Annotated in this window: 22 protein-coding genes, 1 tRNA gene and 1 pseudogene; 1 reads left to right on the top strand and 23 read right to left on the bottom strand. The window is 37.8% G+C overall.

Going from position 1 to position 25165, the window contains the following annotated elements; genetic code table 11:
* The 16 genes and pseudogenes from CD001_RS15125 to CD001_RS15050 all read right to left on the bottom strand — a co-directional run.
* Positions 1 to 358, bottom strand: a pseudogene (locus CD001_RS15125) (transposase); the annotation flags it as partial.
* Positions 359 to 651: 293 nt separating this feature from the next.
* Positions 652 to 1161, bottom strand: a complete 510-nt coding sequence (locus tag CD001_RS15120; protein ID WP_096188501.1) for a L,D-transpeptidase — start codon at positions 1159 to 1161, stop codon at positions 652 to 654.
* A gap of 55 nt (positions 1162 to 1216) precedes the next feature.
* On the bottom strand, positions 1217 to 2185 hold the full coding sequence (locus CD001_RS15115; RefSeq protein ID WP_096188500.1) for an aromatic acid exporter family protein: 969 nt from the start codon (positions 2183 to 2185) through the stop codon (positions 1217 to 1219).
* Between the two features lie 135 nt (positions 2186 to 2320).
* A tRNA-Arg gene (locus CD001_RS15110) sits at positions 2321 to 2395 on the bottom strand.
* 114 nt (positions 2396 to 2509) lie between these two features.
* A complete protein-coding gene (locus tag CD001_RS15105; protein WP_096188499.1) occupies positions 2510 to 2866 on the bottom strand; it encodes a hypothetical protein in 357 nt (118 codons plus the stop codon).
* 120 nt (positions 2867 to 2986) lie between these two features.
* A complete protein-coding gene (locus CD001_RS15100) occupies positions 2987 to 3415 on the bottom strand; it encodes a BrxA/BrxB family bacilliredoxin (RefSeq protein ID WP_096188498.1) in 429 nt (142 codons plus the stop codon).
* Between the two features lie 175 nt (positions 3416 to 3590).
* Positions 3591 to 4739, bottom strand: coding sequence for a metal ABC transporter solute-binding protein, Zn/Mn family (locus tag CD001_RS15095; RefSeq protein ID WP_096188497.1), 1149 nt, complete (start codon positions 4737 to 4739; stop codon positions 3591 to 3593).
* 116 nt (positions 4740 to 4855) lie between these two features.
* Positions 4856 to 5314 carry a hypothetical protein gene (locus CD001_RS15090; RefSeq protein WP_096188496.1) on the bottom strand — a complete coding sequence of 153 codons (459 nt, stop codon included), beginning with the start codon at positions 5312 to 5314 and terminating at the stop codon, positions 4856 to 4858.
* A 284-nt stretch (positions 5315 to 5598) separates the two neighbouring features.
* Positions 5599 to 6921: a dihydrolipoamide acetyltransferase family protein gene (locus CD001_RS15085; protein WP_096188495.1), complete on the bottom strand. Its 1323-nt coding sequence runs from the start codon at positions 6919 to 6921 to the stop codon at positions 5599 to 5601.
* Between the two features lie 31 nt (positions 6922 to 6952).
* Positions 6953 to 7936: an alpha-ketoacid dehydrogenase subunit beta gene (locus CD001_RS15080; RefSeq protein WP_096188494.1), complete on the bottom strand. Its 984-nt coding sequence runs from the start codon at positions 7934 to 7936 to the stop codon at positions 6953 to 6955.
* Positions 7937 to 7941: 5 nt separating this feature from the next.
* Entirely contained in the window at positions 7942 to 8937 is a 996-nt protein-coding gene (locus tag CD001_RS15075; RefSeq protein WP_096188493.1) for a thiamine pyrophosphate-dependent dehydrogenase E1 component subunit alpha, read from the bottom strand.
* Positions 8938 to 9048: 111 nt separating this feature from the next.
* A complete protein-coding gene (gene lpdA, locus CD001_RS15070; RefSeq protein ID WP_096188492.1) occupies positions 9049 to 10476 on the bottom strand; it encodes a dihydrolipoyl dehydrogenase in 1428 nt (475 codons plus the stop codon).
* 17 nt (positions 10477 to 10493) lie between these two features.
* Positions 10494 to 11603, bottom strand: a complete 1110-nt coding sequence (gene buk, locus CD001_RS15065; RefSeq protein WP_096188491.1) for a butyrate kinase — start codon at positions 11601 to 11603, stop codon at positions 10494 to 10496.
* A gap of 264 nt (positions 11604 to 11867) precedes the next feature.
* Positions 11868 to 12968: a branched-chain amino acid dehydrogenase gene (gene bcd, locus CD001_RS15060; protein ID WP_096188490.1), complete on the bottom strand. Its 1101-nt coding sequence runs from the start codon at positions 12966 to 12968 to the stop codon at positions 11868 to 11870.
* A 36-nt stretch (positions 12969 to 13004) separates the two neighbouring features.
* Positions 13005 to 13916 (bottom strand): bifunctional enoyl-CoA hydratase/phosphate acetyltransferase, encoded by a 912-nt coding sequence (locus tag CD001_RS15055; protein ID WP_096188489.1) that lies wholly within the window; start codon positions 13914 to 13916, stop codon positions 13005 to 13007.
* 171 nt (positions 13917 to 14087) lie between these two features.
* Positions 14088 to 16145: a sigma-54 interaction domain-containing protein gene (locus CD001_RS15050; protein WP_096188488.1), complete on the bottom strand. Its 2058-nt coding sequence runs from the start codon at positions 16143 to 16145 to the stop codon at positions 14088 to 14090.
* A gap of 205 nt (positions 16146 to 16350) precedes the next feature.
* Here CD001_RS15050 and CD001_RS15045 point away from each other — a divergent pair, with 205 nt between their 5' ends.
* Positions 16351 to 16590 carry a DUF2627 domain-containing protein gene (locus CD001_RS15045; RefSeq protein WP_407081109.1) on the top strand — a complete coding sequence of 80 codons (240 nt, stop codon included), beginning with the start codon at positions 16351 to 16353 and terminating at the stop codon, positions 16588 to 16590.
* A 29-nt stretch (positions 16591 to 16619) separates the two neighbouring features.
* On the opposite strand, the gene CD001_RS15040 is transcribed toward CD001_RS15045, so the two are convergent.
* The 7 genes from CD001_RS15040 to spo0A form a co-directional block, all read right to left on the bottom strand.
* Positions 16620 to 17417, bottom strand: a complete 798-nt coding sequence (locus CD001_RS15040) for a hypothetical protein (protein WP_096188487.1) — start codon at positions 17415 to 17417, stop codon at positions 16620 to 16622.
* The gene (locus CD001_RS15035) at positions 17402 to 18061 is read right to left on the bottom strand and encodes a glycosyltransferase family 2 protein (protein ID WP_179298766.1); all 660 of its coding nucleotides are present in this window, start codon (positions 18059 to 18061) and stop codon (positions 17402 to 17404) included. The genes CD001_RS15040 and CD001_RS15035 overlap by 16 nt, the downstream gene beginning before the upstream one ends.
* Positions 18051 to 19115: a putative cytokinetic ring protein SteA gene (gene steA / locus CD001_RS15030; protein ID WP_179298765.1), complete on the bottom strand. Its 1065-nt coding sequence runs from the start codon at positions 19113 to 19115 to the stop codon at positions 18051 to 18053. Before steA ends, CD001_RS15035 begins: the two co-directional genes overlap by 11 nt.
* An 878-nt stretch (positions 19116 to 19993) precedes the next feature.
* Entirely contained in the window at positions 19994 to 21253 is a 1260-nt protein-coding gene (ltrA, locus tag CD001_RS15025) for a group II intron reverse transcriptase/maturase (RefSeq protein WP_096186737.1), read from the bottom strand.
* Between the two features lie 619 nt (positions 21254 to 21872).
* On the bottom strand, positions 21873 to 22430 hold the full coding sequence (locus CD001_RS15020; protein WP_179298764.1) for a LemA family protein: 558 nt from the start codon (positions 22428 to 22430) through the stop codon (positions 21873 to 21875).
* A gap of 26 nt (positions 22431 to 22456) precedes the next feature.
* Entirely contained in the window at positions 22457 to 23689 is a 1233-nt protein-coding gene (locus CD001_RS15015; protein WP_096188483.1) for a DUF3137 domain-containing protein, read from the bottom strand.
* A gap of 435 nt (positions 23690 to 24124) precedes the next feature.
* Positions 24125 to 24859, bottom strand: coding sequence for a sporulation transcription factor Spo0A (gene spo0A, locus CD001_RS15010; protein ID WP_407081145.1), 735 nt, complete (start codon positions 24857 to 24859; stop codon positions 24125 to 24127).
* Between the last annotated feature and the right edge of the window lie 306 nt (positions 24860 to 25165).

Raw genomic sequence — 25165 nt, 5'->3', positions numbered from 1 at the left:
ACGTTTCCGGTAAGGGTTTTTTTCCATGTGCTTTTCGATCCTCCTCAACCGCTTTATTTAGATCTTCTATGTACACGCGTGTTTCAACTTGAACCGTCTTCTTAGTGAATTTCCGCTTATTTGCGTTGGCTTTAAGGTGGGTAGAATCAGTAAATAAAGCTCTCCCGCCAACCATACGATGCTTCATAGCCAGAAGAACGGTCTCATCAAATATCTCTTGAAAAATGTCTGTTTCTTTAAACCGTTTATGCCGATTGAAGCTTATGGTGGAATGGTGAGGAACCGAATCAGTTAGACTTAATCCTAAAAACCATCGATAAGCAATATTTGTCTCAATTTCTTTTTCTAACTGTCTTTCAAGATGAAAAAATAACCATCATTTCTAAATAGGAAACGATGGATGTTCTAGGTTGATTGAAGAACGAAAGGCGGCGCAGCGCAGTCTGAAAATCCATTCTGACGATGCTTCGCTGAGTCAGAATTAGTTGAAGACAAACCCCATGGAAAGCGTCCGCCGGGAGGGATGAGATCGTGAGATATCATACTTTTCTTTTTAAAAAAATTGAGAAAACTTTCTCAACAGCCTGAGACAGCTTAATAAGAGCTGTCTTTTTTTGTATTATGCTGATCGTCTATAAATGGTACTTGCATTTATTGTTTCACTGCACCCATTTCCTTACCGAGTTCTTCAAATGAATCATTACTCGTCGTAATATATATTCTGGTTCCTAAAGGGACTTCTTCAAATAGTATTTCAACATCTTCATTTCTCATCCGTACACAACCTTGAGTAACATAATACCCGATTGATGATGGTTTATTTGTACCATGTACTCCATAAGTGCGTCCTTCAGTGCCACCCGCATCAAATCCAATCCACCTTGTTCCCAATGGATTCTTTTTATCTCCACCTTGAATATCAGATTTACGATAATATGGATTTATAGCTTTAACTGTGATCGTATATTCACCTTCCGGGGTTTGAAATTCTTTTCTGCCAGTTGCAACACGAAACGTTTGTTTCACTTCGCCATCAACAATAAATGCCAATTCATTTGTAGACTTCTTTACAATGAGATACGGATCCCCTACTAAAGGATTTTCGCCTAACGGCCAGATTGGCGAGATGATTAGGAGAAAAGAAAGGAGAATAGAATACATCAATGTCACTGCCTTTCTTTTTACCTTTAGTAGTCACGAAATTAATGATAAATATTCATCGGAACATTGAATATTTTTTTACAGGTTTAAAATGACTCTTAATAATTAAATATTGTTCCATTTCATTTAGTAAATGTGATAAAGCAGAGCGTGCTTCAAACTCCTCTCTCGTTTCAGGTAACGGCATTCCTTTAAGAGACGATCGCAGTTTTTTGAGCTTTTCAATAAATACATAAGCAGTATTCTCTGAATGTACCCCTTCACTTAGTTCAGTAAGGAATTCAGCAATCATTTCCCCCTGTTTCAATTTAATGTCTACCGCCGTTAATAAAGGCATCATCCGTTCAATGATGTCCAGCTGCTTTTCACGCATCTTAAAATAATGGTAATACTGATCGTCATACCTTAGGATGTGGTTTTCTAAGTTTTGTAATGCGGCATTTTTAGCTTTCGTTAGAAGTTCAGCTGATTCGGTAATTTCTCTTCCATCCCAATCACTTTCACCATTCTTAATATAAATAGCAAATTCACGAAACACCTTTGTATACTTGTTTTCTAATTCCTGCTGCATCTTTTCAAGGCCAGACTCAACACTTGGCATATATGTATTCATTAATAACGCACATCCGATCCCAATAATAATAAGGGAAAGTTCGTTTAAAATAATACTACTGTTCACGGTACCGTAAGTATATAAATGCAAAATAACGACTGAACTTGTCACAATGCCTGCTTGAACCTTCACTAATACAGTAACAGGAATAAATAAAAGCAATAAGACACCCATAGCTATAGGATTATAGCCTATCACCTCAAACAAAAAAGAAGCAAAAATGATTCCGATCATACAAGATAACAATCTTGCCCATGACATTTGCAAAGATTTTCTCCTTGTTTTTTGAATACATAATATTGTAATAATACCTGCAGAAGCAAAAAACTCTAAGTTTAACCATTGTGCAATACCAATCGCAATTGCAGCACCTAATGCTGTTTTGATCGTTCGATAACCAATTCGAAACACAAACTTACCTCCTTTCATGTATAAAGCTACAATTCCAGATCGAACCTAACTTCGGGCAATTCATTATTGTTATTATGATTTGAAGAAAAGAAAAAAACTCCTAGCATGTTATGCAAGGAGTTGAATTATGTAATATGGCGCGCCCACCAGGATTCGAACCCAGAACGCGAGAGCCGAAATCTCGTGTGATATCCATTTCACTATGGGCGCTACAACAGACGGCAAATCCGTCTGTACTATTGCAGTATAGCAATTCCTAACAATAAAATCAAGCTAAAATTTAATATGAATGGAAAAAAATTTAAGTTTGACTTATGCCTTCCATTATGATTCGTTTTCATAGTCATCAAACATCTTTTCAAACCGTTCATTCATTTCCTCTTTTGTATAACCCATCTGCCCTAAACGTCCAGTAAAGTTTTGTGCCCATAACGACAAACGCTGTGCCATTTTCTTGTATTTTTTCGATTTAGAGCCTTTCGTCTCTTTTGCTCGCGATTCTGCATTAGACATGACATTTTCGGAAATAAATAAAGCTTTCCAGAGCTCGTCCTCATTAAATGAATCAGCTTCTTCATTAAAACGGTCAATCACTTTCTTATAATAATTTTCAAATTCCTCAAAAGGAATTTCTTCTCCAAGATTTAAATATTTTTGAATTTGTGTGTATAAAGCATCCATTCTTCTTACACTCCTTATTATTAACTCATACATTGTTATCATTGCGAAAAGAATTATAGCATAAAGAAAGAGAGGCTTCCACCTCTCTTTTCTTATTGAGAATGATCACTTGATTCATTTTTACTTTTTAAAGTATTCATCAAATGCTCGTTCTAGCTTCTGTACAACTTCAATTGGTTCATAACCTTCAATCTCATGTCTTTCAATCATCGTTTGAATTTTCCCGTCTTTTACAAGAGCAAACGAAGGAGATGACGGTTCATACCCTTCAAAATAAGATCTAGCTTGTGCTGTAGCTTCACGGTCCTGTCCAGCAAATACGGTAACATAGTTATCTGCTTGAACTTCGTAGTTTTTCATATATTGTGCAGAAGGTCTAGCAATACCACCTGCACAGCCACAAACTGAGTTAATCATCACAAAAGTTGTTCCCGGTTTACCTAATACAGCATCAACTTCTTCCGGATTCGTTAATTGTTCATAACCTGCTTCGACCATTTCTTTACGTGCAGTTTGCACGACGTCATTCATAAATAATTGAAAATCCATGTGAAAACACCCCTTTTATATTGCATTAATTCTATTTTACACTGTATACGTACACTTTACCATTCGTAAGTTTACTTTTCATTAGATTTTACTCTACAAGTCATCTATTTCCCTTACCTATAAAAATAAGAGCTGTTCCAAAAGAAGCAACTCTTCTTTTGGCAGCCCTTATTAATTATTGCAAAGCTGTTTTCAACGTTTCTAAATTGTCTCTCATTAAACTGAAATAATCTGCTCCTTCTTCTACATCCTCTTCAGTCAAAGCTTCTAAGTTATGAATCCAAAGAGCTTCAGCTCCAACTTCATCACGAACTGTTTCCGCAATATTTACCGGAATGTTTTGTTCAAACATCACATATTCGATTTCGTTCTCATCCATATGAGTAATTATATCTTGTATTTGACTAATCGATGGTTCATTTGTTGGAGAAATTCCAGCTATCCCTATTTGATGAATACCATAACGATCTTCCCAATAACCGTATCCAGCGTGAGACACGACAATTGTATCTTTTGTCATTTCATTTGTGAAGTTAGTGAATTCTTCATCTAACTTTTCAAGGTCTTCTTTTAATTGTTCAAAATTTGTCTCAAACTCTTCTTCTAAGTCAGGTAGTATTTCGATTAAAGAAGCTTTTATGTTTTCAGCTAGTTCAATTGAACGAACCGGATCTAACCATACGTGTGGATCTTCATCACCATGCTCATGATGATGGTCATGGTCATCTTCCTCATGTCCGTCACCGCTGTCATGATCATGGTCGTGGTCATCTTCCTCATGTCCGTGACCGTTGTCATGATCGTGATCGTGGTCATCTTCTTCGTGTCCGTGACCGTTGTCATGATCGTGATCGTGGTCATCTTCTTCATGTCCGTGATCGTGGTCATGATCGTGATCGTGGTCATGATCATAACTTATCAAGTCAATCCCATCGGCAGCAGTTAAGACTTTAACATCGTGAGAATCAACAGTTTCTTTTACTTGATCTGCAAATCCTTCAAAACCAGCCCCATTGTAAATAAATAAATCTGCCTCAGCAATCTCTATCATTTGATTTGCAGTTGGTTCAAAAGTATGTGCATCAGAACCAATTGGTACAATGTTATGGACGTCTACATACTCCCCACCAATACGATTAATAAAGTCTTCTAGTGGATATAGAGTCGTATAAACCTCTAAAACATCGTGTTCGTCTGTGACATCGTTTTCGTCTAAGACTTCTTCACTATCACCTTGATCAGCATCTTCTTCAGGCTCCCCACAAGCAGCTAAAAAAGTAGTAAGTACTAGTAACATTGAAATAAATAACGATAATCTTTTCATAAGTCTGTTTCCCCTTTCGTAACGATTCCGCTTTACTAGAACCCAAAAAAGATTATATCGTAAAGTTTACGATTTGTAAATAAGAATGACTACGATTAGAGATAAGCCATTAAATATTATATATCTTTGTGCATCTTGTTCCAGTCCTTATGAAGATCAATTATTTTTGGAAGTAAAGCTTTGATCGCTTCCCCATCTCGTTTTTTTACGGCATTTAGTAATTGTTGATGAGTTTTTTGATGCTTATTCAACCACTCTTCGTTCATTTGTTCATGATCATATGATTTTCCTTCTTTTTGAACTTCTTTTAATTTCTTCAAAATCGTTTCTCTTTCTCTTAACGTTTCTTTCCATTCTTCTTTCAACTCTGGATGATATTTCTCTATCATTAATTCATAATAAAATTCAATATGAGGTCTGATCGCCTCATGGCGGTAGCTTATTTCATGATATTCTTTATTAGATATTTCCGCCCCACCGACTTCTCCAACATCAGCACCTACTTCATCATTTAAAAAAGCGCTGCTGAAAAGGACAATACTTAAAACAAAAACACAAGTAAGTAGTTTCTTCATCTAACGTACACCTCTCATTTTTCGGCTAGTATTTACTGGAATGATGATGATTATTCTAATCGTTTATAAAAATAGGTACCTAATCCATAAACGTGAATAAGAGTCTGGTTTTTGTAACCAAGTTCAAGTAAAAAGCGAGTCTAATTTTGAATAAAGGTCAAACAACCAACCCCAAATATGAATACCTGACAAATAAGAAATAGCCCTCATCAAAACGGTGAGGGCCACACTTTTTAACTGGGTTTTATCCCAGACTAAATGTTATTTGGTTTGACAAGTTATACTTAATAAAGTGAAACTGTCTTTTCATTCATGTTTTCTAAGCTGTTTTTAATGTGAGCCATAAACTTACCACAAATCAGTCCATCTAAAACACGATGGTCTAGAGACATACAAAGATTAACCATATGCCTTACAGCAATTGCATCATTTTCTAATACAACAGGGCGTTTTACAATTGACTCTACTGACAGAATCGCAGCTTGCGGGTGATTAATAATTGGTGTTGATTGAATAGAACCAAATGAACCTGTGTTATTAATCGTAAATGTACCGCCTTGCATATCTGCTGACGTCAGTGAATTATTGCGCACTTTTTTCGCTAAGTCGTTAATCTCTCGCGCTAACCCTTTAATTGTTTTTTCATCAGCATGCTTTATGACTGGTACGAAAAGATCTGTTTCAGTTGCTACAGCCATTGACATGTGTACATCTTTATAACGAACGATTTTATCGCCAGCCCACGATGAATTGATCTCTGGATATTTCTTTAATGCATCAACCGTTGCTTTTACAAAGAATGGAAGGAATGTTAACTTGATTCCTTCGTTTGAGAAAAATTCATCTTTTACTTTATTACGATATTTCACTAGGTCCGTTACATCTACTTCAACCATCATCCATGCATGAGGAGCTTCGTGCTTAGATTTAACCATGTTATTGGCAATCGCTTTTCGAACTCCACTAACCGGAATTTCTTCTGCTCTTCCCTGAGGCGTAGATGTCGCTTCTCCTTTTGGTTGTTTTGCCGCAGCGGGCGGTGCATCAAATTTTGGTGCTGTTTGATTTGGATCCATTTCAGCAGCAGCTGGTTGTTCTGCTGCTTCACGAGACGTTTTTGCACCTGTTTCTTTTTTAGGAAGGTCACCACTTTCGATAATTGCCAGCAAATCTTTTCGTGTAATTCGACCTCCTCGTCCGCTGCCTTCCACCTGTTCTAAATCAATATCATTTTCTTGAGCTAAACGGAGAACCGCAGGTGAATATCGCCCTTTACTTGATGTATCTTTCTGTTCTGTTGCAGCAGGTTTAGAATCTGATTCAGTTTTTTCTTCTTGTTGAGGAGCTTCTTCTTCTGCTGAAGCTTCACCTTCAACGTCCATTGTACAAATAACTTCTCCTACAGCAATTGTCTCATCTTCATCTGCAATCAGTTCTTTAATCGTTCCTGAATAAGAAGATGGTACTTCCGCATTTACTTTATCTGTCATAACTTCAGCTAATGGATCATATTTATTTACTTGATCTCCTGGTTGTACTAACCACTTTGTAATCGTTCCTTCAGTTACACTTTCTCCTAACTGAGGCATTGTAATTTTTGTAGCCATAAGTTATCTGGCACCTCCTTAGTTGTCTTTATTAATACTCTGCAAGTTCCTTCATCGCTTCTTCGACTTTATCAGGATTCACCATAAAATGTTTTTCCATTGGTGGTGCATAAGGCATTGACGGTACATCTGGACCTGCAACGCGTTGAACCGGTGCATCTAAGTCAAATAAGCAATGTTCAGCAATAATCGCTGATACCTCACTCATAATGCTTCCTTCTTTATTATCCTCTGTTAATAAAAGAACTTTACCCGTTTTACGAGCAGCTTCAATAATCGCTTCTTTGTCTAACGGATATACGGTTCTTAAATCAAGAATATGTGCGTTATAGCCTTCCTTCGCTAAATTTTCAGCTGCTTGCATCGCAAAGTGTACACATAACCCGTAAGTAATGACGGTAATATCATCTCCTTCGCGCTTCACATCTGCTTTTCCAATTGGCAGCGTATAATCGTCATCAGGTACTTCACCTTTAATAAGACGGTATGCACGTTTATGTTCGAAAAATAAAACTGGGTCATCACTACGGATAGATGCTTTTAATAACCCTTTTACATCATAAGGTGTTGAAGGCATAACAATTTTCAATCCTGGTACGTTAGCAAATAACGCTTCTACTGACTGAGAATGATATAACGCACCGTGAACGCCACCGCCATACGGCGCTCTGATTGTCATCGGGCATGTCCAATCGTTATTCGAACGATAACGGATTTTTGCCGCCTCTGAAACAATTTGGTTGACAGCAGGCATAATAAAATCAGCAAACTGCATTTCAGCAATTGGACGCATTCCATACATCGCTGCACCAATTCCAACTCCAGCGATTGCAGATTCAGCTAAAGGCGTGTCGATGACTCTTGATTCACCAAATTGATCGTACAAGCCATTCGTTGCACGGAAAACTCCACCACGCTTACCTACATCTTCTCCTAATACAAATACGTTTTCATCACGTTCCATTTCTTCTTTCATTGCTAGTGTAACTGCTTCAATATAAGACATTGTTGGCATTGTGATCACTCCTCTCCATAAACATGTGTTAATGCAGATTCAGCTTCAGCATAAGGCGCTTTCTCTGCGTAGTCTGTTGCTTCGTCAATGATTTTACGAAGCTTCCCGCGAATTTCTTCTTCCTTTTCATCTGTTAATAAACCAGCATCTCTTAAGTAATCTGCAAACGTAAAGATCGCATCAAGCTTTTTCGCTTCTTCGACTTCTTCCTTCGCACGATATGTACTATCGTCATCATCACTAGAGTGAGGGGTAAGGCGATATGATACTGTTTCTATTAGTGATGGACCTTCGTCATTTAATCCGCGTTCACGGGCATTTTTAATTGCTTCATATACAGCTAATGGATCATTCCCATCAACTGTCTCACCATGTATTCCATACCCTACTGCACGGTCTGATACATTCTTACAATTAAGTTGCTTTTCTAAAGGTACAGAGATCGCATATTTATTATTTTCACACATAAAAATAACTGGCAGATCATGAACACTTGCAAAGTTAATCCCTTCATGGAAGTCCCCTTGGTTTGAAGAACCTTCACCAAATGTCGTAAAGGAAACGAACTGTTCCCCCTTCATTTTCCCTGCAAGAGAAATTCCTACCGCATGTGGTACTTGTGTCGTAACAGGCGAAGAACCCGTTACAATTCGGTTTTTCTTCTGTCCGAAGTGGCCGGGCATTTGACGTCCGCCACTGTTAGGATCTTCTGCTTTAGCAAAGCCGGATAACATTAAATCTTTTGCAGTCATGCCAAATGCAAGTACGACTCCCATATCTCTGTAATAAGGTAAAGCATAATCTTTTTCTCTGTCTAAGGCGAAAGCAGCACCTACTTGTGCAGCCTCTTGACCTTGACAAGAAATAACAAATGGAATTTTCCCCGCTCGGTTTAATAACCACATGCGTTCATCAATCATTCGTGCCATTAACATCGTTTCATACATTTCCATTACTTCATCATCAGATAAACCTATTTGTTGATGTCGAAGTTCACTCATAATAGTCCCTCCTTGTAATTGTTGTTCAAAAAGGATGTTTAGGACCTTCTAAATCCTAATCCTTTTTGAACTTTTTATATTCATTATAAAACAAGCGTTTGTGAGATTATTCTAACTATGAATGGCTTTACCGTCTACAGCAAGTGCAGCTTCTCCAATTGCCTCCGACAAGCTTGGATGTGGATGAATTGTTTCAGCCACTTCCCAATGCGTTGCGTCTAGCAATTTCGCAACTGCTGCTTCAGAAATCATGTCAGTCACGTGCGGACCGATCATATGAACACCTAATAAATCATCGGTTTCCTCATCTGATACAAATTTCACAAATCCGCTTGTATCACCGTAAACAAGTGCTTTACCAATCGCTTTAAATGAGAAAGTACCTGTTTTTACATTATGTCCCTTCTCTTTTGCAGCTGACTCAGTTAAACCGACGCTTGCTACTTCAGGCGAAGAATACGTACACTTTGCAACCATCTCAGGATCAACAGGGTGAGCATCTAAACCTGCCATATGCTCAACAGCAGCTATTCCCTCATGTGAGGCAACATGAGCAAGCTGAAGACCTCCAATCACATCCCCAATGGCGTAAATGTGTGATTCTTTTGTTTGATAATACTTATTCGTTACGATATATCCTTTATCCGTTTTTATATCTGTATTCGCTAAGCCAATATCTTCAATGTTTGCAGAACGTCCTACTGATACGAGAACTTTATTTGCTTCGGTAGTTTTCGTCTCACCTTTATGTTCATAAGGAACTTCAACTTTTCCTTCTGAAACAACTTTTACTTGATCAGGTAATACTTTTGCACTTGTAATCACGTTTACACCTTTTTTCTTTAAGGCACGTAACATTTCTTTTGAAATCTCTTCGTCCTCTAACGGAAGTACACGTGATTCATATTCTAATACGGATACGTCAACACCGAAGTCAGCTAGCATCGATGCCCATTCAACACCAATGACACCGCCTCCGATAATTGAAATCGATCCTGGTAATTCTTCTAACTGTAACGCTTCATCAGACGTAATGATGTTTTTGTGATCAATTTCTAATCCTGGTAAAGATTTCGGCTTGCTTCCTGTAGCGATTAAAACGTTTTTAGGGATGATCATAACATTTTCTGACCCATCATTATTCTCAACAGAAATCGTGCCTGGCGATGGAGAGAAAATAGATGGACCTAAAATTCTTCCATGACCTTCGTAGACATCGATCTTCCCTTTTTTCATCAAATGCTGTACGCCTTTATAAAGCTGGTCAACAATTTGATTTTTACGCTCCTGCACTTTCAAAAAGTTTAAACCAGGTTCACTCGTTTCCACTCCGAATTCATTACTTTTCTTAACAGTTTGATACACTTCTGCGCTTCTTAATAAAGCCTTACTTGGAATACACCCTTTGTGAAGGCAAGTTCCACCTAGCTTTTCCTTTTCTATTACTGCTACTTTTTTTCCTAACTGCGCGGCGCGGATCGCAGCTACATAGCCGCCTGTCCCAGCACCAAGCACAACTAAATCATACTCTAAAGCCATGTTCGACCTCCTCTTCGTTAGTTACTAAACGTATGTTGCTCGACTTTATCTCCATATACCTTGGCTTCCTCATCATTTCTTAAAACACGTAATGCACCTTCAGCAAGTGCTTGAAGTTCATTTTCTCCAGGTTGAATGATGACATCAGAGATCCAGTTTATTCGATCAGATATTTTCTTTACAAACTCTTTTCCATAGGCTAGTCCGCCAGTTAAAACGATCGCATCTACATTTCCTGACAGGACCGCTCCAGCAGCGCCAATTTCTTTAGCTATTTGATAGGCCATCGCATCATATACTAACTCAGCTTTTTCATCACCTTGTGCGATACGGTTTTCGACTTCAACTGCATCATTCGTACCTAAATAACCAACAAGGCCGCCTTGTCCAACAATTTTTTTCATGATTTCATCTGAATAATATTCTCCTGAAAAACACATTGAAACAAGATCTCCTGCAGGAACTGTTCCTGCTCGTTCCGGAGAGAAAGGTCCTTCCCCGTGTAAACCGTTATTGACGTCGATTACTTTCCCATTCCTGTGAGCACCAATCGTGATCCCTCCGCCCATATGAACGACAATAAGATCAAGATCTTCATAAAGGCGATTCAACTGCTGTGCCACACGTCTAGCCACTGCTTTTTGGTTTAAAGCGTGGAAAATACTTTTACGTTCAAAATCGGCAAAACCAGATATTTTTGCAATTGGTGCAAGTTCGTCCACAACGACAGGGTCAACGATAAATGCTTCGATATTTAACTGTCCAGCAATTTCATGGGCAAGAATTCCGCCTAAGTTTGAGGCATGCTGACCAGAATAACCTTCCTTTAGATCTTTTAGCATTAAATCATTTACTGTATACGTACCACCTTCGATAGGGCGAAGTAACCCACCTCGCCCAACAACTGCTGAAAGTTTCGATAAATTAATTCCACTTTTATCCAGTGTTTCTAAAATCATTTGCTTTCTAAAAGGATATTGCTGAATGATTGAATCATATTTCGCAATCGTGTCACGGTCATGTCGAATTGTTTCCTCAAGAACGACATGCTCATTATCGAAAATTCCTATTTTCGTTGATGTTGATCCAGGGTTGATTGTTAAAATTCGATATTCTTTCTGTTCCAATTTCGTTTACCTCCATCGTAAACAAAGCTTGGCATTTCACTATTTTAGCGAAAGCCATCAATGCATGTAATTACTTTATCCCTTATTCAAAGGATGAACAGTTTTTATCTCTCGATTGCTGTCTAGTCTTCTGGCGCCATCTGCTCGTGGTCGCTTCGCCCCGCCACTTGAAGTCTAAGTTCGGACTTCTTCCTGTCGGGACTCCTGCGGTTACTCGTCGCAGGTAAAGAGTGTCGCCGATACGGGCGCCTTGCGCTTTTCTTATTAGCTTCTTCCTCGACTTAAAATATTCATATTATTTGATAAAAATTGTTTCCTTGATTTGCGCATTGTTTCAATACGTTCTTCTGCTAAGCGATCTGCCGCTGCATATGATGCAATATTATCACGCTTTGAAATTTCAAATATTTTCAAGATATTATCATAAATTGTTTCAACCTTTTTCATTGCACGGTCACGATTATATCCTAATAACTCATCTGCAACATTGATTACGCCACCAGAGTTAATGACATAGTCAGGTGCATAGACGATCCCTTTTTCTTGTATAATATCACCATGCTTCGTTTCTTTTAGCTGGTTATTCGCAGCTCCAGCGATCACTTTCGCTTTTAATTGCGGAATCGTTTCATCATTAATCGTTGCTCCAAGTGCGCAAGGAGAATAGATGTCGCAATCAACACTATAAATATCATCAATGTCAACCGCTTCTGCACCAAAGTCTTCAACCGCTTTGTTCACTGCACCTTTATTAATGTCAGTTACGATTAACGAGGCACCTTCTTCATGTAAATGACGACATAAGTTATAAGAAACATTCCCTACCCCTTGAACAGCAACTTTCTTTCCTTCTAATGAATCGGTACCAAATGCTTCTTTAGCTGCAGCTTTCATCCCAACATACACACCATATGCTGTGACAGGTGATGGATTACCAGATGAACCGAATGCAGGGGAAATTCCGGTTACATAATCAGTTTCTGAATAGACAAGGTCCATATCATCCACAGTCGTTCCTACATCTTCTGCAGTAATGTACCTTCCATTCAACCCTTGAATAAATCGCCCAAATGCACGGAACATTGCTTCATTTTTATCTTTACGAGGGTCACCAATAATAACTGTTTTACCACCGCCAAGGTTTAATCCAGCAGCAGCGTTTTTATATGTCATTCCTTTAGCAAGACGAAGTGCATCTTCAAAAGCAGCTTCTTCTGACTCGTAAGTCCACATTCTTGTTCCGCCGAGTGCAGGACCTAGAGTTGTATCATGAATAGCAATAATAGCCTTCAGTCCCGATTCCTTATCTTGACAAACTACAACTTGCTCATAATCATACGTTTCCATGTACTTAAATAATTCCATTTCAACATTCCTCCTCATTTTCCAGTGGAAAATATTTTATTTATGATTAGCTGATGTACTTACAGCCATTGCCATTGATAATAATTTGCTTTCAACTGAATCCGCTCTTGAGGTTAAGATGATCGGTGCTTTTGCTCCTACAATCATCCCGCCAACTTCTGCTTGCCCAAATATAGTGAATGACTTATAAAGTGCGTTTCCGACTTCAATCGTTGGAACGATTAGAATGTCAGCTTTCCCCGCCACTTCGGAATCAATTTTCTTTTGTTTAGCTGCTTGCTCTGAAACGGCGATATCAAATGCTAACGGGCCATCAATGACACAATTTTTTATTTGGCCTCTGCGATTCATTTGCGTTAATGCAGCTGCATCCATCGTCGCTTCCATTGCTGGATTTACATTTTCTACTGCTGCGATAGCGGCGACTTTCGGATGTTCCACACCGATTTTAATCGCTGCCTGAACAGTGTTTTCGATAATTTGGTGCTTTTCTTGCAATGTTGGATGAATATTCATCGCTGCATCTGCTAAAAAAAGCAATTTATCTCGAGTAGGCAGTGCAAAACCGGCTACGTGTGACAAAATCTTACCACTTCTAAGCCCGTTCTCTTTATGAAGCACTGCTTTAAGAAGAGTAGATGTACCAACCATACCTTTCATTAAAGCATTTGCTCGTCCTTCTCGAACTAATTGTACAGCTTTTGCTGCTGCTTCTTTATCATTTGCGGCATCTTGGAGCTCAAAATGATCCTGATCGTGCTCATCAAAAACATTTTCCATTGCCTTTTTCATTCCGTTGATTGGGCCAACAAATATAAATGATGCAATTTGATCATCCATTGCTTTTTTAGCAGCTTGAAAAACCGATGTATCTGTAGCATGTGCCACTGCAATCGTTTGCTTCTCTTTTGCATTACTTACAGCAGCTAACAATTCTTGTAACGTCATGGTGTATCCCACCTTTCTTGATGTATTTCACTCCACTACTATAATCATGCAATAATCATGCCAATTTCCGAAGGAACCGAAAACGCTTTCAAACAGCATTTCTTTTTAATTTAATACCTGCATTTTTTTGCATAGTGTGCAATATATTTCATGCAACATTTTTCATGCCCTTTATAACATATCATGCTTCTCAAGTTTATAATATAAATTTCGAATTGATAAACCTAACTGTTTAGCAGTCTTCGTTTTATTTCCACGGTAATGGTCCAAATATTGCTGTATAATTTTTCTTTCTTGTTCATTCATTTGTTCTTGCAAAGATTTTCCTTCTACAGTAATGGCTCTATCAGGCTTCTCATAGTAACTTTCCTTTATTGGAAAATCTGGAAAATGTGATTTATCGATTGCTTTATCTGCGTAATGCATATGAATAATCGCTCTACCTAATATATTTTCAAGCTCCCTTACATTCCCTGGCCAATCATAATCCTTTAATGTATCCAATGCTTCATTTGTCACTTTTTCAACGTTACGTCCATAGTCTTGGTTTAATTTAGTTAATAAATGCATACACAAACTATGTAAATCTTCCTTGCGACTTCGTAAAGGAGGGATATAGATTGGCATTCGATTGAGCCTATAATATAAATCGCTTCGAAACTCACGTGACTCAATTTTACTTTCCATATCTACATTTGTTGCAGCAATTACGCGGACATCAATCGATATTGCTTTCGTTCCGCCAACACGCATAATTTCTTTTTCTTGAAGAACCCTTAACAGTTTTGCCTGTGTTTGACTGGAAATTTCACCAATTTCATCTAAAAAAATACTCCCGCCATTTGCCTCTTCAAACAAGCCTTTTTTCCCTCCACGTTTTGCACCGGAAAACGCACCTTCTTCATAACCAAACAATTCACTTTCTAACAGTGTCTCCGAAAGAGCGGCACAATTTACACGTATAAATTTATTGAATTTACGCGTACTAGCATTATGAATCGCATGAGCAAATAACTCTTTCCCTGTACCTGATTCTCCTCGCAATAAGATTGTAGCGGGAGTTACTGCAGCCATTTTGGCCTGCTCAATTGCGACCCTCATTTCTTCAGAGGTACCAATAATATCGTCAAAACTATATTTCGCCTCTAATGTACGAATGATTTGTTTTGCCCGTTCTAATTCTGTTGTCAACGCTTCAATTTCAGACATGTCATGGATAACACCGACACTTCCTTTTAACTCCTTGTCGACAATGACCGGCGCAACATTTACAATAACATCCTTTCGGTGAGGACCTACTTTCATTTTTACACCGCGTACAGGCTTGCCTGATTTTAAAACTTGGAGGTGGACACTTTCTCCTTCAGATATATCTGCAGTAGCTGGTTTACCTATAACTTGATCGTTTGTTAAACCAGTAAGCCTCGTATAAGCCGGATTAATGAGGAGTCCCTTTCCTTCTTCATCTACTACGGAAATGGCATCGTCCGAAGAATGAATAATGGCCTCTAACATCGTTTGAATACTTTTTAAATTCGTTACTTCCTCAGCCATATTCACAATCTCAGTTATATCTCGAAATACTCCTAATGCTCCAATTAGTTCTTTTCCTTTAAACATTGGAACTCTTGTTGTAATGATCGTTCGGTCCTTACCAATAGCTTGCTTTCTATTTGTTTCAGTCTTTCCTGTATTCAAAACACGCGGCAGCTTACTCGTTGGCATAACTTCTTCAATCGGCTTCCCGATCACATTTTCCTTTTGTAAATCGGTCATTTCTTCTGCTCGTTTATTAATCAATGTTATCTTTCGGTCTTTATCAATTGCAATCATACCATCGTGTGTAGAATTCAAAATCATATTCAATTTGGTGTTATGACGAGTCATTTCATCAATCAAATGTTCTTTTTCTTCTATTAAATAAAACATCATCGAAGCTACAGAGCTTGGAATAACCGTTATCGGCTGACCTTCTACTTTTCTTCTTAACTCTTCATATAACGATTTATTACCAGTTACTTCAACAATGACATCTATGGGCTTAAGGTCATTCAATGCAGTCAGCCAATCAGAATAAACGGGTATTTTTTTATTTTCAGCTTTCTTAATCCCTTTTGCGTGATTATCTTTATCAACAACCCCAGTAACATAGATTTGTTCTGTTTCTATTAAAACATCTAATAATGCTGAACCACCTTCTCCAGCACCAATGAGTAATAACTTTTTCATTCCTAAACCTCCTCACATTAATTGTGAGCTATCTTTTAAACACAACACTTCTCAATACTCTGCAAATTTTTTCATACCCACCATCTTTTACTATACACATTTTTTTGGATTATGAAAGGATTTAAGTAATATTTGCTGACAAACCATTATTCAGATAAAATAATAGAAGATGATTTAACTTGGAAGTTAGAAAGGATAACGAGTTATGACGATTCAACGTTTTTTAGCTTTATGTATTTTATTAGTTCCTATTTTCCTGGCAGGTTACGGGATAAAATTAATGAGAGACACTTTATTTCAGCAATTGATTTGGCCTTATGAATGGTTATGGTTACAATTTTTTGCTGGAATTATTGCATTCATTATCGGTCTTTGGTTTATCGGAGGTTTTATTCTTCACCGGGATAGAAAGAATAATAAAGTTGCACCACGCTTTAAAAAATAAGAGAAAGGCTGAAAATACGCTTTTCAGCCTTATTCATTTATCCTACCCCATCGGTCAAACTCATTTAAAACTGGCGTTTTAGAAATCCACTCTTGTATAGAACTTCTCTCAGCAAATAAAGTTAGTGATATACAAAATGTCATAAAAATAAACTCTACTAATATCGAAGTATGGTTTATTACCATAATCGCCGCCCATCCTCCAATTAGCATCGAGCCATTATCACCGAGCATCGATGTCAGTTTGCCCTCAAAGATAAACCAGCATAGAATAATCCATATTAATGTAACTAATAGCTGGTTGTTTGCAAGTAAAACCGGAGTGAGTAGTAATAATATAAGTGATAATAATTTACAAACTCGTAATGGTTTTGTATCCATTAAGTTCATGACATGCGGGGTTAATATTAAGAGGAGGAAATGGAACGGGAATAAGATGAGGTTTTCACCTTGATAGGAAAAAAATAAAATGAATGTAGTCACAACTACCGTTCCTACCGCTTTCAAAAAACCAGTCGTATAAATTTTTCGTTTAATTGCATAAGAAAAATGCCCTTTAATCCCTTTTGGATATGCTGAACCAAATCGATCATCGATTAAACCTAGCACCCATAAACTAAGTAAGTAAACAAATACTGTAACTGTAGTTACTGTAGTATGGAGAAATGAGTAATCGATAAAGATGATCGACATAAATACTGTGCCTGCACTGTAAGGAACATCGTACCCTTTGTAGTTTTTTGTGTATAGCTGCAACCGTTTAAAAACGATTTGCATTAACCAAAATAATACAGGTATGACGGTAATCCATGTTATCCAAGCTGCCATATTGATTTCTCCATTTCGATAAGCTGCTTAAAGCGGTGATAAAATCCATAAACGGTTTTACCATGCTCTCTATGAGACATATTTGTTTCAATTTCTTTAATGATTGCGCCTTTTTTTAAAAACGTGAGATTTAATGACATTTCTAACCCGAAACCGACAGAAGGCATTTGAAGGATCGATTGTATCCATTCGCTTCTGATCCCCCGTTGGCCAGAAAGAGGAGATGTCATATCGACACCTGTTTTTTTATAAACATAATGGCGTGCTCTTTTTTTCACAAACCCACAACCGCCACGAATAGGTCTTGGAAATGTTGCAATGGTCATATCGACTTTCTCCTCCATTAAAGGAGTGAGTAATTTTTCGGCTTCAGCAATAGATGTACCGAGATCGCCATCTAACAACAGCACATAATCTTCATTTACATAATGTAATCCAGTTTTAACAGCCTTATCTTTCCCCTTATTTTCAGTATGTTTAATTAATATATCTGCATAGCATTCAGACAGTTTGTAAGTCTGATCTGTACTTCCATCGTCTACTACAATCATTTGATTTATCCAAGGCTTTCCTTTTAATGACATTAATGTGTCTTCAATCCGGTCTCCTTCATTATAAACAGGGATGACGATATCAGCTTTCATCAATGTTCGCCTCATTTTCATGTAAACTAATATGTGCAAGTTTGGAGTAACGTTCCATCGATAAAATTCCGGAGCCACATTTCCACTCGTGAATAATATCTCCCGCATACATTCTAGTTAACAGTGTAGAAGCCATACCTTTACGTCCTTTTTCTATTAGCTCCTTTACTGACGTTCGACAACCGACTGTTATGATTTGTGATGCTCCTGAAACGTAAGCTAACATAATCGCTAAATCTTCACTTAATCCGGGGAACGATACTGTTAAAGGTTTAATATCTAACTGCTTCAATCTTTCTTCTCCAGGTGAATAACCGTTCATGTAGGAATGGGCAATAAATACACTTGAATACGTTTGAATATCTGTTGAGATAGAATCCATATCACCAATAATATAATCTGGCATTAACTCATGTTTATAAAGTGTATTAGCTGCTCCATCTACAGCTATGATCGTACCCGCATGCTTCATATATTGCTTTAAATATGTTATTTCATCAAAGAAATTAGCCCCTCTAGCGACTATCCATACAGGTTGTGCCTTCATACTTAAAATGCATGGAAGTTTTTCAACCTCTTCAAGAAATAACGTTAATTCCTTCGACATATACAATAGACTATTTTCTACAAACTGCTGGAATAAGACTGGGAATTTCCTCTTTCCTTCACGCTCTTTTTCATCACATTGTTCTTTCGTATATTTTTGCAAACGGCCAATAAACGTTAATTGATCATGGTTCACTTCATATAGACGATCTCCAGTAATACGTACATCCATACTTTGTGGTAGAAATGTATGTTTTGAAAGAAATAAATCAAAAACTGGAATACGGTTTCGTATTAATAATGAAACTCCAGAATTCGGTACTTTACCTGATATTGAATGTTTTAAATTTATTACCGCTTTAATATTATGACGAATCATTTCTTCAGCTGAAACCGTATCAATATCTTCATGATTAATGATAATAATCGATCTAGAAGGAACTGATAATAAAAGCTTCTTGGTAATATTGCCTCTAAACGCCTTTCCGACTATTGGTGGTTCAAACAATGACATGCACCTCTATTTATGACCTTAACGTTATTATGAGCAATATAGTTGAAGAACATAAGTATATTTTATTACGCGAATCAAATTTATAAATCAATTATATCCATTGGGACGCTTTACCACAGAGTCCCTTAAGGGACGTTATTCATTTGGTCCGTGGCAAAGAAGACACCGTGAATACGAACAAAATGAAGTAAGAGCGGATGTCGCACTTGTGCCCTAGGGTGAAAGCAAGCAAATGCTTTTGCGACGAGTAACCGCAGGAGCACTGTTTTTCTGCGACGAGTAACCGCAGGAGCAACGAGCGTTTCTTCGCTGAATTCTCTACGAGCTGCTTCGACGCATTCTCTTCTTCGATTAATCTTTCAGAGGAAGAAGCACTAGTCTGCGATGAGTAACCGCAGGAGCAACGAGCGTTTCTTCGCTGAATTCTCTACGAGCTGCTTCGACGCATTCTCTTCTTCGATTAATCTTTCAGAGGAAGAAGCACTAGTCTGCGACGAGTAACCGCAGGAGCAACGAGCGCCTCTTCGCTGAGTTCTCTAATAGTACCGCCAAGAGAAGATTTCGTGATCCTTGGCGGCAGGAAAAGCAGTCATAGTACCGTCAAGAGGAGAAGTTGTGCAGCTTGGCGGTAGGAAAAGCAGTCAAGCTGTTTCGACGCATTCTCTTCTTCGATTCATCTTGCAGGGGAAGAAGCACAGTATACCTTCCAACTATTCATTACTTTTAAAGAGATCCTCACGAATACAACCCTTAAAGGTTTATTTCACACAGGCAGAGCCTGTGGTTTACAAAGAATAATCGAGTAGGAGGGGGTGACTAACCCCCGACCTCTCACACCACCGTGCGTACCGTTCGGTACACGGCGGTTTCATTTAAGTCCAACGTAACGATTGATATCTCAAAAGTAGACTTTTAAGCCCTTGATTATTCCAATATCGGTTATCAAGGGCTCTATCTAATATAGGACTTTTAGCTATACGCCAGTATCCTAGTCTAGAATTAGCCCACTCCCATGCCTGTTGTTCATTGATTCCTTGCTTCCTAAGATTCTTTTGTTTCGTTTTAATCTTCTTCCACTCTTTCCATCGAATCATCCTCAACCTTCTTCGAAGCCAACCATCAATCCTTTTAAAGACTGAGGTAGTTTCGGCTAGTTGATAATAGCCCATCCAACCGATCAGATAGCGGTTGATTTTCTCTATCCTATCCCCCATAGAAATTGACCATTTCCTCGAGGTGAGTTTTCGTATTCTCAGTTTAAAACGTTGAATACTTTGCTTGGATACTCTAATTTTCGGTTGTTTAATGTTGTTGGTGAAAGTGAAGCCTAGGAATGTTCTTCTCCATGGTCGGTCTACTGCACTCTTCTCTTTGTTCACCTTCAGTTTGAGTTTCTTCTCAATAAACGTTGTAATACTTTCCATTATCCGTTCACCTGCTCTTCTAGAGCGGACGTAGATATTACAATCGTCGGCATAGCGTACGAAGGCAAGACCTCTTTCCTCCAGTTCCTTGTCAAGTTCGTCTAGAACAATGTTAGACAGGAGGGGACTAAGCGGTCCTCCTTGCGGAGTCCCTTCAGTATTAGGACTGACAAGGCCTTTCTCCATCACACCAGATTGAAGATACCTACGTATCAACCTAAGTAGTATGGGGTCATCCACTCGATAACTTATTGTTCTCATTAATCTATCATGGTTTACCTTATCGAAGAATTTCTCTAGGTCAATGTCCACGACCCAGCGACAACCCTCTTTAATATACCCCCTAGCTTGTCGAACAGCGTCGTGAGCACGTTTGTCTGGTCGGAACCCAAAACTTTTGGTGGAGAATGTTGGGTCATAAACCTCACTCAGTGTTTGTGCAATAGCCTGTTGTATGAAACGGTCTATCACAGTCGGGATTCCTAATTTCCTCTTACCTCCGCTCGGTTTCGGGATTTCGACTCGGCGAACAGGTTGAGGTTGATAGGTACCACTTTCGAGCTGAGCTCGCAGGGATGCCCAGTGTTCATGAAGATAAGGTCGTAGGTTTTGTACGTTCATCCCATCTACACCGTGACTTCCTTTATTACGCTCCACTCTTTCGAGTGCGCGATTTAAATTTTGCCGTGATAGAACTCGTTCCAACATTCTTATCAATCTCCTACGTGAATTAGATCATCTTCTTGTGTGGTATTACTCTCAGCCCTTCTTATGTCCCCTGTGGGATTCACCACGTCCTCCATTAGGAAGGATTATATGTTTCTGCTTCATTGAGTAATACGTACGCCAAGCGCTAATTCTTCTTAAATGATTCGGCCCTTCCCTTAAATCTCTAGATCATTCAAAGTACTATGGCCTCTGCTGACTCCTGACTGTTCAGCTATTTATCACTAAATAGGTTACCAAGTGAGCTTGGCGTTACAGCCAGGCCTCCCCAGGTAAGAGTGCAATCTTTCCCTCCACCTATCTGCTTCATTTACTCTGTACCACCTTCGGCAGAACGGACTTTGTTTTGTTTAGCAAACTCATCCAGTGATACCTAGCCTCATATGAAGTTCGTGTTCCTCAGACCGGAGGTCTGCCGCTCGCTTCCTTCAGATTCCACGTCACCATGGACACCCTTGCGTTTGGCTAACCACTACTTCTGCCTTCGTGGTTCGGGACTTTCACCCTATAGATTACACCCATGCTGGGCGCACTAAAAAAATGGCTCTCACCTATAGTGAGGGCCACTTATTATAGCTAGGTTTTGTCCCAGCTTTGCTATTTAACCGAACATTTTATCTACACTTGGTGCTTCACGTTTATGTTCGGTAGCTTCAAAGAACGTTCTAGCTTCAAAGTTAAACATACTTGCTATCATGTTTCTTGGAAATACAGCAATGTATTGATTAAACACTTTTACATGCGAATTATAGTTACGTCTTGCTGCTTGAAGGGTTTCTTCGAGATGACTAATGTTTTTTTGTAAATGTCTGAAGCCTTCATTAAAGTTTGTATCAGGATAATTCTCAACCTGTAATCTAAATCCGCTAATTGCAGATTCTAACTTTTGATTTGCTTCAATTTTTTCATTCGGTGTTTTTGCATTTTCGACCCCTGCTCGCATAGCAACCACTTTTTCTACATGCTCAGTCTCAGCCTTTACTTCATTTTTCACTGCACTAATTAAGTTTTGAATTTGATCCCAGCGTTGTTCTAAAACTGCATCCAAATCCCGATAAGCTGTATCAACACTTACACCTTTCTTTTTGACACCGTTATAGCTTGTAATGACAAATAATACAACGATTCCTAAAGCGATAAAAGTTATAATAATACCCAATTTCATTCCTCTCTTTCTTGTTTATATTAATTTTTTGACCAAATTCTAAGGTTCAAGTTCAACTCATCTACTAACTCTAATGCGCGATTAATATCCCGGAAGTAATCATATATTACTTCTCTATCTAACTTTTGCATTAAATTAAAATCAAAATGCTTTCTTCCCGTAGCCAACATAAAATACATCGTTCCATCTCTGAATGAAAAATATGGTTTATATCCCGATTCTTGGCTTTCTTTCGCTAATGCACTGCCTTGCTTCCACGCTTGCTTCATCGCATCTTTCTTACTCATGGAATGCACATCTATCGGTCCATCAACTTCATCAGCATGTTTTTCTCTTGGTTTACCATCAGAGAATTCTAACAATCGATTCATGAAAGCTGGTGTTAAAATATATCTAGAAGATATACCATCTGTACTTCTTACTGTAAACTTTTCCATGAATTCAACATTCTCTAATTCAATATCTTCTAATTTTTGCTTATTTTTATGCTTTCCGATCAACGTTTCAACCTTTGTACCAATGCTTCTTTTTTGCTTCGGCACGACAATCGTGACACCTTCAGTATCTTTATTAAAATCTACTTTAAAAAACAGTCCTTTAAAGATCGTCTCATATCGATACTTTACTCTTCCATTTTTATCTTTATATTTTATACGCTTTTCTGCAGTAGCTTCAGAAAAGGACAGTTGTGTTTTTACTCCTTCTTCCTCATCCTCTAAATACCCTTTTATTAAATCTTCACCCGAATACCTATCAGGATTTTGTTTAAATACATTTGCATAGTTAAATTGAGATTTAGATACGTATTTATTTTTTTCATACGTAAAATTAGGATTCATAAATTCAACTAAATCTGTCACAATCATATCCTTAACATCCCAGCCAATTTCTTTCTGGTTGTTGTAATACGTGTAACCTAAATATGCTATGTATGCACCTACTGCCATCCAAACATAAGTACCAATACTAGGAATTAGAAAATGAATCATGAGTGCTATGACGACACCAATACCGGCAGGAATTGCTTTTTTCTTTAATTCCCCCATTGCCTTTTGGCGATTCATTTCAATCTGTTCTACTTTTGCACCTAATTTTGCATCGTAAAATTCATCATACTCTCCCCTAGATTTAGCAAACTGTTGAAGTCCATATACTTCATCTTTTCTAATTTCCTTAGAGTTATCAGATTTCTCTTCGCTTCCCCTATGTCTAACGGCTTTCGTAACCCCGACACCTTTAACGATCTTACTCATCCTCTTCACCTCGCCATCTAAAAATATGATTCGAAAAGCTAAAAGCTATACTCAATTAATTATACGATAAAGGTGCATTGTTATCATCCGTTTTTTTCCTATACATGAATATATACCCACAAAATCCGATTATTCGTTACTAATTTACCCTGAATTTTCATGAGTCGAAGTAACTACCTCCCTGTAAAAGCTTGTAAAGTTAATATTCATCTTGTTGAGTCGTTTTCCATTCCGTAGATGTCCGTTTTTATCAAAGACTTCAAAATAAAAAGACACCACCTTTTACTGTCTTATACAGACCAGTAAAAAATAGTGTCTTTTTGTAACCCAACGGTTATTATGAGGATTTAAAAGAAGTTTGTTATTTGCCATAACTAGATAAAAACAACTAGATATTTCCAAAATATTCAATTGTATCAATGCTTTAAATGCTGATTAGCTAACTTTATGTTCAATCCTTAATTTATCGGCAACCATTGCAATAAATTCACTGTTTGTCGGCTTTGCTTTCGACACACTGACTGTGTATCCAAACATTTTCGAAATCGATTCGATATTTCCACGGCTCCAAGCTACTTCGATGGCATGACGAATCGCACGTTCTACACGACTCGCAGTTGTATTGTATTTCTTAGCTATATCTGGATATAATACTTTCGTAATTGAACCTAACAATTCAATATCATTGTAAACCATCGTAATGGCTTCACGTAAATACATATATCCTTTAATATGTGCCGGAACACCGATTTCATGAATAATGCTTGTAATGCTTGCATCTAAATTCATCGGTTTATTTTCCTTCGGTGCAGTAGTCGTCGTAGACTTAATATATGGAGTTCCATTACCACTTACATCTCTTACTTTGTTCATTAAAGTATCCATATCAAATGGCTTTAGAACGTAATATGATGCACCTAGTTCTACTGCTTTCTTCGTCACATCTTCCTGTCCAAATGCAGTTAACATAATTATATTTGGACGTTTTGACATTTGACGGGAATTTAACTTTTCTAGTACAGCTAACCCATCTAAGTGAGGCATAATAATATCCAGAATTAAAACATCTGGCTGTTTTTCATCAACTAATTCAAGACACTCCTGTCCATTATAAGCTTTTCCAATTACCTCCATGTCATCTTGCGAATTAATATAATCCTCTAATAACATAACTAATTCACGATTATCATCAGCTACACAAACATTAACTTTTTCCAACTTTTGTTCCTCCCCAATTACTATTTTAGATTCGGTCAACACTGTATTCGACAATGAGAATAGTATTCCTTTTTATTTTTTTATTTTTTCTTAAAAAACTTTAGTTTTCTTTCGTTTATTCACTAATGCTCTGTTTTTCGACTACATTCGATTTCATACAACATATATAAAAATAAGTTTGTCGAAAAATCTTTATCTTGTCATTCATTTTATCACAGCCCTAAACGATTGTTAAAGGTGAATTTTTCTATTGGTGAA

The organism is Evansella halocellulosilytica (assembly GCF_002335745.1).
In the GTDB taxonomy this organism is placed as follows: Bacteria; Bacillota; Bacilli; order Bacillales; family Salisediminibacteriaceae; genus Bacillus_CA; species Bacillus_CA halocellulosilytica.
The sequence above is the reverse complement of the archived record's forward strand: the minus strand, read 5'-3'. Positions and strand labels throughout refer to the sequence as shown.